Source organism: Johannesbaptistia floridana (assembly GCF_057440575.1).
In genome coordinates this window covers 1-15,796 of record NZ_JALKVM010000368.1, presented here as the reverse complement: position 1 = coordinate 15,796, position 15,796 = coordinate 1, and the positions used below count along the sequence as shown (strand labels likewise).

The window sequence follows — 15,796 nt, the reverse complement described above, 5'->3', positions numbered from 1 at the left end:
GTGTAAGTAAAATGCTTATAAAACTTATATAGCAAGGCTTTCTGTGGTTTTAAATATTCGTTTTTTATTACAAATTTTTGATAAAATCCTCTAAAGGCTCATGTTTACCAATAAGTAGGGATTTAGCTACCCCAATCGTGGGTATATCCGTTAACACTCCTAAATGGCAAGCTAAGCCAAAACGACGGGGATGTGCTATTCCTTGACCATCACAAAGAATTAAATCAGGAGTTATCTTTAGAAGGGCGATCGCCTTTAAAACTACAGGAATTTCTCTAAATGATAAATAACCAGGAATATAGGGAAATGATGTGGGAGTAGTAATTACTGCTGTTTCTAATAGTTCTAACTCTGGGAAACTCAGTACCACGGCAGCCCCTTGGGCTATTTTACCATTATCTTTGAAACCTACATCTACTCCTGACACATATTTAACCTTTGTTAGTTTATCTTCGGTAATTATTGATGGTCTTAATTGTGCCTGTATCGCTTTAGCTGCTTCTAAATTTGGATTAATTTCCATAATTTTATTCGCTAATCTCAATTATGTAGTTGGTTAATATTTTAATTATGTCAAGTTTTCGGGTAGTTGAGTATATTCATCAAACTTGACTTTAGTAAATCAACAATTATCTCTACTAATACTAGTATTCAACAAGCTAACTCTACTAAAATTTACTTCGGTAAAAGCAATTTGATTAAATACTGCTAATTTTAAATTACTGTTATTGAATTCAATATTTTTTAATTCTAAATTCTGAAAATTCGCTGCTTCTAAATTAGCATCACTAAAATCAATTTCTTCTAGGGTTTGATTTTGGTCTCCTGAAAACTCTGCTTGACTAAGGTTAGCATTTCTAAAACTCGTTTCATTAAATATATTCTGCTGACTAAAATTAGCCCTTTGACAATTAGTATTATTAAAGTTAGTTTTGCTAATAATATTTAAATGAGCAAAAAATGCTTCAGCTAAATTAGCCGATTCCCAGTTAGAGTTGGTTAAATCTGTTTGATTAATACGTGCTTGATATAAATCAGCGTGACTTATATCAGTGCTAATTAACTTAGATTGAGATATATTAATTTTGTTGAGTATTGCATATTTTAAATTGGCTGCTTCTAAATTATTATTCTCCCATTGACTCTCAACCATATTCGCATTTTGCAAGTTTACTTGAGTAAAATTACAATTATACAAACAGGATTTTTCTAGAGAAATATTTTGTAAATTACTCTTAGTCAGATTTATTCTAGTCAAAGTTACTTTATTGAGATTAGCATTACTCAAATTACTATTTGTCAAATCAATATTATAGCAATGAGCGTTGTAGTGTTAACAATATTTATATTTACAGATCCCCCCAACCCCCCTTAACAAAGGGGGGCTTTTCATGATAACTGTAAACATCTATTTGCTCATTGCTATAGATAAATTTGCTCCTTCTAAACAAGCATTGCTTAGATTAATATCTTTTAGTATTAATTCTCGATGATTATTTTCTTCAACTCTGTAACTAGTACTAGTATTAGTATTACTCGGTCTTCTTCTTCGCCGTCTTATTGGAGGGTTATTATCAGATGTTTTGTCTTCTCTGGGTGTAGGAGTTGGTGCAAGGTGAAAACGAGAGCCATCTAATTTTATTCCTGTTAAATCAACACCAGAAAAATTTCTTTTTCCTTCTCTATATTGTTTGATAAATTCTTGTTCATTCATAAGTTTTAATCTGTTTAAAATTGACTAAAATTCTCAAGGTTTAGAATAATACGCGCATCCGGTTATAGCAATTCTCATACTGGTGAGAAAGGTTATCCTTTTGAGGCAGGAGGCACCTCAGATCTTGCATCTTTATCACTCATTTACAGGTTGTGGATGAATAGTGAGTTTTGAAGTAATGAGTTTTGAAGTAATGAGTAAGACGTCTTGAAGTAAGAAGTCTTGAAGTCTTGGAGTTTTGGAGTAATGGGTTTTGGAGTTTTGAAGTTTTGAAGTAATGAGTAAGAGAATTAATGCGATCGCGCTTAAAAATTGATTCGCAGCCTGTTGGCCAATTTCTGTACTTTTGTTTTGGTGCTTTGATATGAGTCTCCCCCTCCTCACAAGGGTAGGTTTTTTACAAAGAGCTTGTAGTGAGGTTGAGACAAAGAAGACAAGGAAGTTTATGATGATAAATTTTGTCCTTGATTAATATTATCACCCACCATCTCCTCTTGTGATGAAAGAATTTGAGAAAATGGGTTATTAAAGAGACTCCCGGTTTGAGGAGGCAAGGTAGGATCTCCTATAATTTCGATTACCCCTTTTATTACTCCAGTTAAGGGAATGGCAAGAATTACCCCTAATAAACCAGCAATTTTAACTCCAAGTAATAAAGAGATAAAAATAACTACTGGAGGCAGCCCCGTTAAATTTCCCATGATTCTTGGGGCGACTAAATTATCTTTGATTTGTTGAATAATAACGGCAGTTACTAATACTTGTAATGCTAACCACCAATTAATAAATATTAAGATAATTGTGACAGTTCCAATACCTAAAGTTGCTCCAATGAAAGGAATAATTTCCATGAAGCCGATAAACACAGCGAAAAGAAGAAAAAAAGGAATTTTTAGCAAATAAAAGCTAATCAGTAAAGATATAGCCATAAATCCGCCTAATAATAATTGTCCTGTAAAAAATAGTTGTAAATTTTTTTCTAAAGTTACTGTTAAAACTCCCCGAATTTGAGGAGATACAAAACTAATTAAGCCGCTCCAAATTCTATCACCGTCTAATAACATATAAAAGGAAATAACAATTAAGATAATTAAATCAATAAACCAGTTAAATGTTCCTATTACTAATTGAAATCCAGTTTCGGCGATATTTTTAGTTTCAGCCTCGACTCTTGTTAAAATTTGTGAAGCTAAAAATTCAAGATCAATGGGTAGATTTTTGGCATTAATTAACTCTTGAAAATGAATTAACTGTACTTCTCCTTGTTCTAATAAACTGGGTAATCTTACAATTAATTGTTTTCCCTGATTAACCACGGGAGGAAATAAGGTTATTGCTAACAAAACAATGATTAAAATAGCACCTATATAAACTAATGTAGCAGCTAAAGAACGAGGAATAAATTTTTTAAGATTCCGCACTGGATAATTTATAGCAATGAGCAAATAGATGTTTACAGTTATTATGAAAAGCCCCCCGAGTTTGCGGGGGGTTGGGGGGAAAAGTTTATCTAAATATTGTTAACACTACAACGCTCATTGCTATAATAAAAAAGCAATTAAAGAAGCTGTGATAATTAGACTAATCAAGCCACCGATATGTTTCAATCCCTCATAGGGATTATAGTCGATTCTAACCCTACACACAGTATTTAATGTGCATAGCAGAATCAAAGTTTCAATCCCTCATAGGGATTATAGTCGATTCTAACATCAGTTGCCGGAGAATATGTTTTGTTGGGAATCCGTTTCAATCCCTCATAGGGATTATAGTCGATTCTAACACTCCTAGCCCATCGCGCATAGGATCGGTGGTCACGTCGTTTCAATCCCTCATAGGGATTATAGTCGATTCTAACAGTGAATTTCTTTGTTTCCCTATATTTATATAATGTTTCAATCCCTCATAGGGATTATAGTCGATTCTAACCGTAGAAGATCAAGAATCCAGTAACAACAAATTTGTTTCAATCCCTCATAGGGATTATAGTCGATTCTAACTTACCTTGTCTCCTGTTTACGCGCAAACTGTGGCAGTTTCAATCCCTCATAGGGATTATAGTCGATTCTAACCTTTTTAAATCTTCCTTGTCCATATTGGTTTTTTGGTCTCTGTTTCAATCCCTCATAGGGATTATAGTCGATTCTAACTCTTAAGTCAGAACCATCAAATAATTCGTTCCCCCCTGTTTCAATCCCTCATAGGGATTATAGTCGATTCTAACTTCATGCTTTCCCTTTTGAACAGAGTTTAATAAGTTTCAATCCCTCATAGGGATTATAGTCGATTCTAACTAAGCTTGCTCAGAAAGTCGATAAAGTTTTTTTCGTTTCAATCCCTCATAGGGATTATAGTCGATTCTAACGGGTGTACATCTACTATAGTACCTGAATCTATAGTTTCAATCCCTCATAGGGATTATAGTCGATTCTAACTAGCGATAGATGGGCTACACGTCAAATCATTTTTGTTTCAATCCCTCATAGGGATTATAGTCGATTCTAACGGTAGTAGGGGTCTACTACTATTTCCCAATGATTAGTTTCAATCCCTCATAGGGATTATAGTCGATTCTAACTTAACACCTATAAATAATTTTATTTATTTGTAGGTAGTTTCAATCCCTCATAGGGATTATAGTCGATTCTAACTGAGGAATTAGGGAAACGCGCCGATATAGGGTTTAGTTTCAATCCCTCATAGGGATTATAGTCGATTCTAACCTCCTTATCTTTTAATGTTCCGAATATCAGTGTTATAGGGTTTCAATCCCTCATAGGGATTATAGTCGATTCTAACGGGATTATGACGAATTCGCTAAAACCTATAATCTAGATATGTTTCAATCCCTCATAGGGATTATAGTCGATTCTAACAGGGATAGCTGCGCGTATTAAATTTGTGACTTGAGTTCTATCTGTTTCAATCCCTCATAGGGATTATAGTCGATTCTAACACGATTGGTAAAATGTGGACTATGCCAATTTTAAAGCTAGTTTCAATCCCTCATAGGGATTATAGTCGATTCTAACATATGTTCATTGTGAAACCAGCATAGAAACCATAAACGTTTCAATCCCTCATAGGGATTATAGTCGATTCTAACTATTTATCAAATAATTTATTTTCATACCAGGTTTTGTTTCAATCCCTCATAGGGATTATAGTCGATTCTAACCATATACCGGGTTTTGGGGAATATCGTAAGTTTTAAAAGTTTCAATCCCTCATAGGGATTATAGTCGATTCTAACTCTTTATAGTTGACGCCATACTCTAAGGAGTTGGTGTTTCAATCCCTCATAGGGATTATAGTCGATTCTAACTGCTTCATGTTTTAAGGACTTGTTTCAGGTTCGCAAGTTTCAATCCCTCATAGGGATTATAGTCGATTCTAACCTCCTGGGTGGACGGATATCAGCAGCTAAAAGAGCAATTGTTGTTTCAATCCCTCATAGGGATTATAGTCGATTCTAACAATCCAAACATAAATTTACTGATAGTCTTGGTTAAGTGTTTCAATCCCTCATAGGGATTATAGTCGATTCTAACACAGGTGAGTATTTTTTGCTTTTAGGTGTTTTTCTTTAGCTAATGTTTCAATCCCTCATAGGGATTATAGTCGATTCTAACTTTATTCAAGGAGCTGTGAAAAGCTTGAATGATAAGTTTCAATCCCTCATAGGGATTATAGTCGATTCTAACAATTGCGTGAATTGGAGATGCTGGATATTAGTAGCAATAGACTGTTTCAATCCCTCATAGGGATTATAGTCGATTCTAACTAGAAGTAATGCTGTGGGAGCGACTAGTATTTAGGTTTCAATCCCTCATAGGGATTATAGTCGATTCTAACGCGGGTCAGTTGATCGCCCCCGAGTTGCGCATTGTTTCAATCCCTCATAGGGATTATAGTCGATTCTAACATGTCAATCTTTTTTCTGCGAAAGACGCAGAAGAAGTTTCAATCCCTCATAGGGATTATAGTCGATTCTAACAGTTTCCAACCTAGATCGGAGAGGTTCTAAGTTTCAATCCCTCATAGGGATTATAGTCGATTCTAACGCGATCGCTACGGAAATCCCTCTCAATCAACTACCCGTTTCAATCCCTCATAGGGATTATAGTCGATTCTAACAAAAGAAAAGCGATCGCCCTTTCAATTGTAGAGGACGAGTTTCAATCCCTCATAGGGATTATAGTCGATTCTAACTTGCCCAACGATACGCCGATTAATGTTTTCTCAAACGTTTCAATCCCTCATAGGGATTATAGTCGATTCTAACCCTTTTTCAAAGAGAGGTTAAATTAGACTCTAATGTTTCAATCCCTCATAGGGATTATAGTCGATTCTAACTTATTTTTTCAATTGCACTGGCATCAATAATATTGTTTCAATCCCTCATAGGGATTATAGTCGATTCTAACTGCGGTCCTCTGGAAGTAAGGCTCTATATAGTTTTCAAGGTTCAATTGCGCCCAGCTTTGTAAATTAGCCTTGTCGCTTTTTTCCATAATAACATAAAATTCCTGAAATGCCTACTATATAAAGTGCGCCCGGGCTTATATCTAGTTAAAACTCCAAACCTCCTATAGATAGGAGGTTTCAGCGTTTTTTTATTCTCTGTGGAATTCTACACCTACCCGAGGGCGCAGAAAATTAAACAATCATGCAAAAAAAACTGTATCGTCTCTGGGAATTTCTCCCCCAATTCTTTCTACCTTACCTTGGCAACAGCCACAGAGAAAGTAAAAACGAATACTATCAGTTTCAGATTGAATCAACTTGCTTAAACGATATCTTAACTTAGCATACTCCGTTTTGGTCAAATCGCATTCAAACACTGAATACTGCATCCATTGTCCATAGGATTTGAGAATACTATGGATTTTAGTTCGGCGCTTATCCTCTGATATATCATAAGTAACGACTACAAACATAATTGCCTAATTCCTATTTAATAATCAGTGGTGGATATTTGTCGGTTTCTTGCATTAAATATTTAGCCATCAGACGAGCTTGAATTTCAAAAGCTTCTTGATAACTACATTTGCGATTCAAAACCGGATGTTTAAACTCAGATTGCTTTTTTTGTTCGTAGAGTCTGAGAAAGATTTTCAAGCCATCATTAGTTAAAGAAACAGCATGAGAGAGAGATTCTTCTTCAAAATCATCAGGAGAAAGCATTTTGTTGTTAATAGCTTGAAAAACCACTGCATCAACCACTAGAGGACGAAACTCCTCCATTAAGTCTAATGCTAACGCTGGACGTCCATAATGTTCACAGTGAAGATATCCTAAATATGGATCAAATCCGACAATATTAACGGCACTTTGGATATCATGACGTAATAAAGCATATCCTAAACTGAGGATAGCATTAACTGGATCTTTGGGAGGACGACGATTACGATGATTGACACTCCCCCGCTAAGCTCCTAACGTCGCTCTCCACGGGGGATTCTTGCTTCAACGCCTTTTATCTATATCCAGTCAAAGTCAAGACTTAACTGGATACCCGACAAACCGACTCCACAAGCTTTTTCTCTAACGGTGTGCCCCACCGCCATTTTCCCTCTATTGCAAATCACTTTAGCCGCGGCAATGTCGCGGTTCTCCGTGTGCCCACAATGAGGACATTCATGTATCCTTTCACTTAATTTCTTTTTCCCTGTGGTTTTACCACATTTAGGACATTCTTGGCTAGTACCGTCTTTGTTGACTTTTAAATAGTATTTACCTCGCTTCCAAGCAATGTATGGAAGTATTCCGTTTATGAATCCTCCTATGCCACTATCCAAGCTTTGCTTTCTGACTATTCCTCTAGACCAAGAGTTAAAGTTAATGTCCTCTACAAAAATATTATCAGCTAATCCACAAAAATAGTGCGCTAACTGATAATGCCAAGCCTTTCTAGTATTGGCTATTTTTTCATGTAATTTAGCTATTTTATTTTGCAGTTTTAACCAATTGTTAGATCCTTTAATTTTCTTTTTCAATCTTCGTTGCAGCAATTTAAGCTCGCGCAGAGAGTGAGCAAGAAACTTAGGACATTTAATTAATTCGCCTACAGAAGTAGCTACAAAGCTCTTAATCCCCGAGTCTATCCCAATAGAAACTTTACCTACTGGATTGCTGGGCACTTCCACATCACTTTGAAAAGCGATGTTAATATAATAGCCGCTCGCTTTTTTGATTACCCTTATCTGCTTAGGGGTAAATCCTTCTGGATATTCCCTAGATTGCCTAATCTTTACCCAACCTAATGAAGGTAGCTTTACTTTTCCAGGAGCTAAACAGTTTTTCCCGAGTTGAGGGAACAGAAAACTCCTCATCTTCTTTTTAAACCGAGGAAACCCCTTCCCTTGAGTTTTCATGTCGCTAAAAGCGCTATCAAGTGTTTTTAGTGTTTGCTGTAGAACTTGGGAATGTACAGATTTTAGTCGAGGAAAATTTTCTTTAGCTTCAGTTAATTTTTTAGTCTGCCAACAATAACCCGGGTATGGAGCATCTGGAGGAATAATATATTCCTGAACTAGTGAACATCTATCAGCTAAGCTCTTGCGGCTATTAATCCAGTCTTTGCGTTCCCTCAGAGCGTAGTTATAAACAGTTTTGCAAACATCAAGAATGCGGTCTATTTCTGCCCCTTGATGTTTGGTTGTTTTCAGTTTATAGCTATAGTTGAGTGTGAGCATAAACAAAGATATACTGGAATAAATTAATTATAGCAATTACCGTTTTTTATGTCCAGCGATTACCACAAAGAATATAGGTCTACATACAAGCTTACAGTGCATTTAGTTTTAGTGACTAAATACAGGAAGAAAGCTATTAATCTAGATATACTCCAAAGACTAGAAACTATCTTCACGGAAACTTTGGAAAAATTGCAAGTGTACTTCAAGAATTCAATGGAGAAAAAGATCACGTTCACCTATTGATTGAGTTTAGACCAAGCGTTGAATTATCCAAGTTAATCGCCAACCTGAAAACACTTAGTAGCCGATTAATTAGAAAAGAGTTTCCTGGTCTCAGCTCAAAATACTTTTATGGCAAGCCTTACTTTTGGACTAGCTCGTATTTTGTAGCTAGTTGTGGAGGTGCAACTATTGACCAGCTCAAGGCTTACGTGGAAAATCAGAAGCCTGTCAATTAAGGATGTATTGTTTATTTGCTGGTAAAAAGAAGGCCCCCGCTAAACAAAGTTTTAACGGGGCCTTCTTTTTACATTTACAGGTAAAGGTAAATTGTTTGTTGATAATTAACTGCTTAAAAGAGCCAAAATAGGCAGCACTTCCAGCGCCTTCTAATCCTCTTAAGGAACTAACACTACTAGTAGAATCAATGGGGGCTAACGCCTGTTCTATTTTACTCAAATGTGAACTTAAATCCAAGGAATCGTACTTTCGTTGACGACGTAGGAGAGAGTTACGATAATTTTTTAACTTTCCTCGTACAAAAGCACGTACTAAATGTATAGCTTGTTCAGATTCTCCTGCCGCTTGCCATTGTGCTTTTCTCAGAAAGATATTCTTAGTCATTTCTGGTTCTAATCTTCCTAAATATTTTCCTGTTGCCTTGAGAAAACTTAAGGGAATATGACGATCTAGTAATTCTGTAATAATTGCAGGAGAAACTGTAGCACGTCCTAAGATGACAATACCATCAATCTTGACGAGAGGAACGTCAAGGATCTTTTTTTTATCTGCTTTGATAACTAAACGTTCGTCGGTTTTGCCAATAAAGGCATCTTGTTGTGTAATGTAAGCTGTACCCATAATTTTCTATTGTGTTGAGATTTTTTGAATGTGAACTAGTATTTAAGCCTCGTGATAAGAATTCACTTTTTTAACTAATTGAGGCAAACAGCGAGAATAGAGACTACAGCCTTTACACTTTTCGGTGTATTTTGGTTTACTCAGATCTTGCATCTTTTCCAAAAGTTACTGGTGGTGGTTGAGTAATGAGTAATGAGTAATGAGTAATGAGTAATGAGTAAAAGAATTGATGTTAAACCTCTAGGAGACAAAGATTATAGGGAATTAACCATAAATAACATTTTTCCTTAAAAATTAGTACATAAGTTCTGGTGGAAGATATGAGTTTAGGTATTTCTCCTGTGGTTAATAAGTCTCTAATAGCGTTAATTGTGGCGATCGCCTGTTGTCGTAGTTGTGAAGATATGTTTACTGGTTGGCGCTGATGAGAACTAGCATAATAAATATAACCAGTTTCTACAGTCTTATCAGTCATTTCTTCTAAACATAAAGCCTGGGCACACAATTGTAACTCATCATTTTTCCACTTACCTTTTTCTCCTCGTTTGTATTCTACGGGATAAATCTGTCCATCTGCTTCTTCTATTAAGTCAGACTTGCCGATTAGGTGATATTGTTCTGATTTGAGCCAAATTGAGCGTATTTGCCAAGTTTCACCGCGATTTTCTGTACTAGTGGTGTGAACTCGTCCGTGTAAACTTGTTCCTTCGATGGTAAATTGATTATCTGTAAAGTCCAATAAACAGAACATTCTCCACCAGCGATGAGGACAATAGGCATAGTGATTGAGCGCAGCAATCTCGATATAATCGTTCATAATGATTAATTTTTCCTGTGGATATTAATAAAAGTCCGATAACATTTAGCTAGATTTCAAGACTCAGACTTACAGATGATTGGCTTCTGTGGTTTTTGCATTCTCATCGCCATTCCCATTCCCATAGTAGTTTTACGACCAACACCACAATAGAGGGCATAATTAGCTAAAGCATTGATTTGTTTAATTTGTATGGATTCAACTTCTCCAAAGAGACGATAGTTGATATTGCCGATACAGCCGATAAACTTACTGCGAGAATCAGCAACTATTTCCGTACGAATATCAAAAAAACTAGGAAAAATAAATTTAAAGTCTAGAGAATCAAAAGGCATTCCACTATATTTATCCCAACGTCTCTTGATACTGTTAAAAACTGACTCAGCATTAGGTAAAGAAGTATCATAGTTAAGATTGCGAAAAGCTGTAGGAGTGGCGAAGGTAAAATTAAAACTGCGCTCACTTTCACTAGATTCTTCATATAATTGTTGATAAGAACAACTATTTGCCCATGGTTGATTTGATTGAGGTGTTCCCAAGATACTAGTAATATGTAAATCAGCAGAACCTAGATGCCACGCACAGTCCATGTTGAGATTTAACCATAAACGAGTCAATTTACCAAAAATTGCTTCATCTAATAGAGAAATACGAAACCAACAGGCAACACCAGCAGGAATAGATTTTTGATAACTCCAGCGCATTTGATCTAGTCTTTTGCCGATTTGCAGAGGAGAAATAACGAAGGCTTTTTCTGATTGGGATTGATGGAGATAATCACCTAATTTTTGGTCAACAGAACTCACTAAGGTTAAAAACAAGGCGTGTAAATGTCTCCCACTAAGATAGTGGGGTGAAATCGGCGAAATGGGAACAAGGTTAATAACGATACTATAAGGCATTTGATTTGAAATAACTAAATAATTGAACTAAAGGTGATTTTTCCCCCTATTAGACTATGTAGAAGTCTTGATCATCTGGACATTTGAGGGCAAAATTAGCTTGGACAATAGCTAAAATTCCTGATAAGGTGGGAAAGAAGAGATATTCTTGAGGTTTTGATGATGAGTAATCAGAAACTTTGAGGTGATAATAATCTAAACCCTGTTTTTTTAGTTTGGCGATCGCCCAGCGATTTTTACTATTTTCTCGTACAACCACCCCAGGAATTAAAGTCTCTCTAATTGCTTTGATAAAAGACTGAGGGAAAGTAGTCGGTAAAATATTCCCACTTTGTGTTCTAGTTATCTCCATCTTTTCAAAGGCATAGAGTTTAGATAAACAGGTATTATTAAACTTATCTAAATCCTCAACTTGTAGAGAGAAAACAAGACCATAGGGAATTGCAGCGCGACCAGTTAATTCAACTGTATTTCCATTTGTTTCAAACTCTAAATATCTAAGTAAATGAATTGGATCTAGATTTGTTTCTCCCCCTTCATCTAAGAGAAGATTATCAGGATCATAAACATTGATATTCTCAAATAAACTATCCCGGAAACGAAACAATGGGGAATAAATAGCTGTCCACAAATTAGCAAATTCCTTAACTTTTTGTGCCGCTGATTCTTCTTCTTTTATTTCCGCTTCTAGTTTTTCTATAATGTAGTTATCCGTCTCTAGTTCAGCAAAAATTTCTGGATGATTACACTCTAGAAATTTCTTAAGAAATAATTGACGAAGAAAAGGACTCTGTCTAAAGAAAGTTTGAACAAAAGAGAATTGATTTTCTTGTGTAGGTTTCAAAGGTGATTTAGCTAACTTTTCAGCAGTTAAAATCGTCAGTATTCTAAATTTATAGTAATTCCAGGGACGATTATTTCCTAATATTTGCTGAAGATTTTGATAAAGACTAGTAATTAATTTCTCGGCTTCTAAACCCTGTAGAGAAGACTCAATTTCTACTAGAGGTTTAGCAATTTCTAAAAAAGCTTCTGACTTCCAATAGGCATCTAAAAAAGGACGTTTGAGACAATCCAAACTGGTTAACATGGTAGCTAAAGATTCTCTGCCACCATTAGTATCTAACTGATCAATTCCCTGTGACCAAGCCAGATCCGGTAAATAGGCGATCGCTGAAGAACAAATATCAGTTTCTAACTTCCCTAAAACTCGACCAACTCGACCAATTCTCTGCCAAAAAGAAAAGCGATCTCGTGTTGAAAATATCAACCAATCTAAATTTTGTCTAGAGGGATTAGGTATTTTCTCAAAATTGAAACCTATATCTACTGTTTGAGTTGCCAGAATAATCTGTTTTTGAACAGCATTTTGACGTTGACTAACAGGAGTATCCCCAGTGATACGGCCAATTTTATTCTTTAACCCCTGATTACACAATTGATCGTAGATGCGGTTAATTAAATCTTTTGAATCAAGAATAATTGCTCCATTTTGATCAGGATTTTCTGCTATTTTTGCTTTAACTTCTTGAACAATATCTAAAATAAATTGTTCTCGATCATCTGGTTTTGGTCGAATAGTGAGATTAACTTCTGTTTGAGAAGGAATTGTGTTTTCTGTATATTCTTGACCGTCAATACGTTTAACTTTGACTCCTAATTTTTCTAACGTATCTAAAGCAGCATCACAAGCAGGCTCTGGAGTTGCTGTTAATAAAACAATCTTGCGATTATGATTAAAGTAGCCAAACCCATGAGAAAGAGTCATATAGAAAAACAAGCTAACCAACTGTTTGGCATCATAAAGATGAAACTCATCAAAAATTACTGTGGCAAAACTACTGTAAAATTCGCTGGCAATATTGCTTCTATCAAGTCTATTGTAGGCAAAGAAGGTGGCATAGTAAAAAATATCTGGATTAGTTACCAGTAGAATGGGTCGATTTTTACATTCAGGAAAAATAGTAGCAGGTTCACGTAAAACATTATAAATTTTTTCTCCAGGACGATTACTAACATTCTTACTAGACCAATTTTTGACTTTTTTCGCTGAGGCTGCTTTGACAATGTGGGGTAATCCTGCTTTTTTGACAAAATCTTCGGCAGCGAGGGTTTGTTGTTCAATAAGTGCGTTAGTTGGTGCAATATATATACCATTCCTATTTTCATTATGTTTGAGAACACTTAATCCCGCTTTGGTTTTTCCCGTACCAGTTGCAGCAAGATCTAAAATAATATCATGGGTTTTCGCCTGTTGATATACATCAACTTGATGCTGTAAAGCTTTACCCATAAAAGCTAATTCTGGAGGAATATTTGAACAAGCAGCAATGTTAGCGGATTCTAGTTTGATTTGAAGTTGATTCATCATTGGTATTGAGTGTAATTATTCGGTGTGTTATTTCGGGGAATTGGCGATCGCCTTTTTTTTGAGCACCTTGTAGTACTTTGTAGGGTGCGAATTTCGTCAGCGTAACGCACCATAATCATCTACGCAGATGAGGAATTAGCGATCGCTCTTTTTTGAATTCTTTCATATTTTAAGAGTTATTCGGTGCGTTACGCGCATGGAGCGCACTTCACACCCTACGGGAATTAGCGAGTTATTCGGTGCGTTACGCGCTTCGCGCACTTCACACCCTACGGGAATTGGGAATTAGAACCTTGTAGAATCTTGTAGAATCTTGTAGAATCTTGTAGGGTGCGAATTTCGTTAGCGTAACGCACCATAATCATCATAATCACCACAATCATTTTATTTATTCATGCCAGAATCTTGTAGGGTGAGAATTTCGTCAGCGTAACGCACCATAATCATCATAATCATCATAATCATTTTATTTATTCATGCCAGATGGTTCGAGGAATTTGAATATTTCCATCACTTCCCCAATCGGGAGGATAAATTCCTTTAGCAATAAAACGATGAATGCTGGAGTATTTCCAGTTTTGAGGATATTTACACAAGCCGTGTTTTACAGGATTATAATGAATATAATCACAATGTAAGGCAAAATCACGTTCATCAAGAATTAAATGCTCCCAAAAACGACGTTGCCAAAGATTACTTTCTTGACGCTTTTGTCGAGATAGAGAAACTTTTCGATTAATTTTTAATGCTTGTCTATAATATTTGGTAACATAACTTTTGATTAACCGTAATCTTATTGATAAATCATGATTGTCAGAAGGTAAAGTCCACAAACCATGAAAATGATCGGGTAGTAAAACAAAAGCGTCAATGGAAAAGAAATATTTTTCTTTTATTTTTTTGATCGCTTCTCGAAGAGCTTTTCTACCAATATCACTACAAAGCCAAGTATCTCTTTGATATGTGACTTGAGTAATAAAATATGTTCCTCCAGAAATATGAGGTCTTCTATAATTTGGCATTAGGTTTTACTGTTAGAGAAATTATTGATTCTATTGTCATGTTATTCGTTACCTTATTACTAGGATTTTGTTATCTAAAAGAATGATTGGGAATTGGCGATCGCCTTTTTTGAGGTTCTGTTATGGTTAGTCATGATTCGGTGCGTTATTAAGGGGATTGGGAATTGGCGATCGCCCTTTTTTAGATTCTTTTATGTTTTAAGAGTACTTCGTAGTACTTTGTAGGGTGCGAATTTCGTCAGCGTAACGCACCATAATCATCTACGCAGATGAGGAATTAGCGATCGCTCTTTTTTGAGGTTCTTTTATGATTCAAGTAATTATTCGGTGCGTTATTAAGGGGATTAGAAAATAGCGATCGCCTTTTTTGAGGTTCTGTTATGTTTTAAGAGTTATTCGGTGCGTTACGCGCTTCATGCGCACTTCGCACCCTACGGGGGATTGGCGATCGCCTTTTTTGAATTCTTTCATATTTTAAGAGTTATTCGGTGCGTTATTAAGGGGATTAGAAAATAGCGATCGCCCTTTTTTGAGATTCTTTTATGTTTTAAGAGTTATTCGGTGCGTTACGCGCTTCATGCGCACTTCGCACCCTACGGGGGATTGGCGATCGCCTTTTTTGAGGTTCTTTTATGATTCAAGTAATTATTCGGTGCGTTATTAAGGGGATTAGAAAATAGCGATCGCCTTTTTTGAGGTTCTGTTATGTTTTAAGAGTTATTCGGTGCGTTACGCGCTTCATGCGCACTTCGCACCCTACGGGGGATTGGCGATCGCCTTTTTTGAGGTTCTGTTATGGTTAGTCATGATTCGGTGCGTTATTAAGGGGATTGGGAATTGGCGATCGCTACGCAGATGAGGAATTAGCGATCGCTCTTTTTTGAGGTTCTTTTATGATTCAAGTAATTGTTCGGTGCGTTATTAAGGGGATTGGGAATTGGCGATCGCCTTTTTTGAGATTCTTTTATGTTTTAAGAGTTATTCGGTGCGTTACGCGCTTCATGCGCACTTCGCACCCTACGGGGGATTGGCGATCGCCTTTTTTGAGGTTCTGTTATGGTTAGTCATGATTCGGTGCGTTATTAAGGGGATTGGGAATTGGCGATCGCCTTTTTTGAGGTTCTGTTATGGTTAGTAGTACTTTGTAGGGTGCGAATTTCGTCAGCGTAACGCACCATAATCATCTACG

At 36.1% G+C, this 15,796-nt stretch carries 10 protein-coding genes, 3 pseudogenes and 1 CRISPR repeat array; of the genes and pseudogenes, 1 reads left to right on the top strand and 12 read right to left on the bottom strand.

The window, feature by feature from the left end:
- Positions 1 to 97: 97 nt before the first annotated feature.
- The 7 genes and pseudogenes from MW688_RS20465 to MW688_RS20435 all read right to left on the bottom strand — a co-directional run.
- Positions 98 to 523, bottom strand: a pseudogene (locus MW688_RS20465) (endonuclease V); the annotation flags it as partial.
- A 99-nt stretch (positions 524 to 622) separates the two neighbouring features.
- Positions 623 to 1,303, bottom strand: a complete 681-nt coding sequence (locus MW688_RS20460) for a pentapeptide repeat-containing protein (RefSeq protein ID WP_486737861.1) — start codon at positions 1,301 to 1,303, stop codon at positions 623 to 625.
- 105 nt (positions 1,304 to 1,408) lie between these two features.
- Positions 1,409 to 1,714 (bottom strand): hypothetical protein, encoded by a 306-nt coding sequence (locus MW688_RS20455; protein WP_486737860.1) that lies wholly within the window; start codon positions 1,712 to 1,714, stop codon positions 1,409 to 1,411.
- A 443-nt stretch (positions 1,715 to 2,157) separates the two neighbouring features.
- A complete protein-coding gene (locus MW688_RS20450; RefSeq protein ID WP_486737859.1) occupies positions 2,158 to 3,159 on the bottom strand; it encodes an AI-2E family transporter in 1,002 nt (333 codons plus the stop codon).
- Between the two features lie 155 nt (positions 3,160 to 3,314).
- Positions 3,315 to 6,141: a CRISPR direct-repeat array (repeat unit 37 nt; unit sequence GTTTCAATCCCTCATAGGGATTATAGTCGATTCTAAC).
- Positions 6,142 to 6,381: 240 nt separating this feature from the next.
- Entirely contained in the window at positions 6,382 to 6,654 is a 273-nt protein-coding gene (gene cas2, locus MW688_RS20445; RefSeq protein WP_486737858.1) for a CRISPR-associated endonuclease Cas2, read from the bottom strand.
- A 13-nt stretch (positions 6,655 to 6,667) separates the two neighbouring features.
- A pseudogene (gene cas1, locus MW688_RS20440) lies at positions 6,668 to 7,123 on the bottom strand (CRISPR-associated endonuclease Cas1); the annotation flags it as partial.
- 74 nt (positions 7,124 to 7,197) lie between these two features.
- Positions 7,198 to 8,412, bottom strand: a complete 1,215-nt coding sequence (locus MW688_RS20435; RefSeq protein WP_486737857.1) for an RNA-guided endonuclease InsQ/TnpB family protein — start codon at positions 8,410 to 8,412, stop codon at positions 7,198 to 7,200.
- A gap of 48 nt (positions 8,413 to 8,460) precedes the next feature.
- Between MW688_RS20435 and tnpA the strand changes: the two are divergent.
- Positions 8,461 to 8,873: pseudogene (gene tnpA / locus MW688_RS20430) on the top strand (IS200/IS605 family transposase).
- Here tnpA and cas1 (MW688_RS20425) read toward each other — a convergent pair.
- From cas1 (MW688_RS20425) to MW688_RS20405, 5 genes are all read right to left on the bottom strand, one after another.
- A complete protein-coding gene (gene cas1, locus MW688_RS20425) occupies positions 8,866 to 9,495 on the bottom strand; it encodes a CRISPR-associated endonuclease Cas1 (RefSeq protein ID WP_486737856.1) in 630 nt (209 codons plus the stop codon). The pseudogene tnpA and the gene cas1 (MW688_RS20425) sit on opposite strands and share 8 nt — an antisense overlap.
- Positions 9,496 to 9,727: 232 nt before the next feature.
- On the bottom strand, positions 9,728 to 10,312 hold the full coding sequence (gene cas4 / locus MW688_RS20420) for a CRISPR-associated protein Cas4 (RefSeq protein ID WP_486737855.1): 585 nt from the start codon (positions 10,310 to 10,312) through the stop codon (positions 9,728 to 9,730).
- Positions 10,313 to 10,368: 56 nt separating this feature from the next.
- Positions 10,369 to 11,214: a CRISPR-associated endoribonuclease Cas6 gene (gene cas6 / locus MW688_RS20415; protein ID WP_486737854.1), complete on the bottom strand. Its 846-nt coding sequence runs from the start codon at positions 11,212 to 11,214 to the stop codon at positions 10,369 to 10,371.
- 49 nt (positions 11,215 to 11,263) lie between these two features.
- Positions 11,264 to 13,585: a type I-D CRISPR-associated helicase Cas3' gene (gene cas3 / locus MW688_RS20410; RefSeq protein ID WP_486737853.1), complete on the bottom strand. Its 2,322-nt coding sequence runs from the start codon at positions 13,583 to 13,585 to the stop codon at positions 11,264 to 11,266.
- Positions 13,586 to 14,055: 470 nt separating this feature from the next.
- On the bottom strand, positions 14,056 to 14,607 hold the full coding sequence (locus MW688_RS20405) for an REP-associated tyrosine transposase (RefSeq protein WP_486737852.1): 552 nt from the start codon (positions 14,605 to 14,607) through the stop codon (positions 14,056 to 14,058).
- Positions 14,608 to 15,796 lie beyond the last annotated feature (1,189 nt).

Excerpts from the sequence above, each read along its gene's own strand:
- MW688_RS20455 (WP_486737860.1), bottom strand. The coding sequence starts at position 1,714 with ATGAATGAACAAGAATTTATCAAACAATATAGAGAAGGAAAAAGAAAT.
- cas2 (WP_486737858.1), bottom strand. The coding sequence starts at position 6,654 with ATGTTTGTAGTCGTTACTTATGATATATCAGAGGATAAGCGCCGAACT.
- MW688_RS20435 (WP_486737857.1), bottom strand. The coding sequence starts at position 8,412 with ATGCTCACACTCAACTATAGCTATAAACTGAAAACAACCAAACATCAA.
- cas1 (WP_486737856.1), bottom strand. The coding sequence starts at position 9,495 with ATGGGTACAGCTTACATTACACAACAAGATGCCTTTATTGGCAAAACC.
- cas4 (WP_486737855.1), bottom strand. The coding sequence starts at position 10,312 with ATGAACGATTATATCGAGATTGCTGCGCTCAATCACTATGCCTATTGT.
- cas6 (WP_486737854.1), bottom strand. The coding sequence starts at position 11,214 with ATGCCTTATAGTATCGTTATTAACCTTGTTCCCATTTCGCCGATTTCA.
- cas3 (WP_486737853.1), bottom strand. The coding sequence starts at position 13,585 with ATGATGAATCAACTTCAAATCAAACTAGAATCCGCTAACATTGCTGCT.
- MW688_RS20405 (WP_486737852.1), bottom strand. The coding sequence starts at position 14,607 with ATGCCAAATTATAGAAGACCTCATATTTCTGGAGGAACATATTTTATT.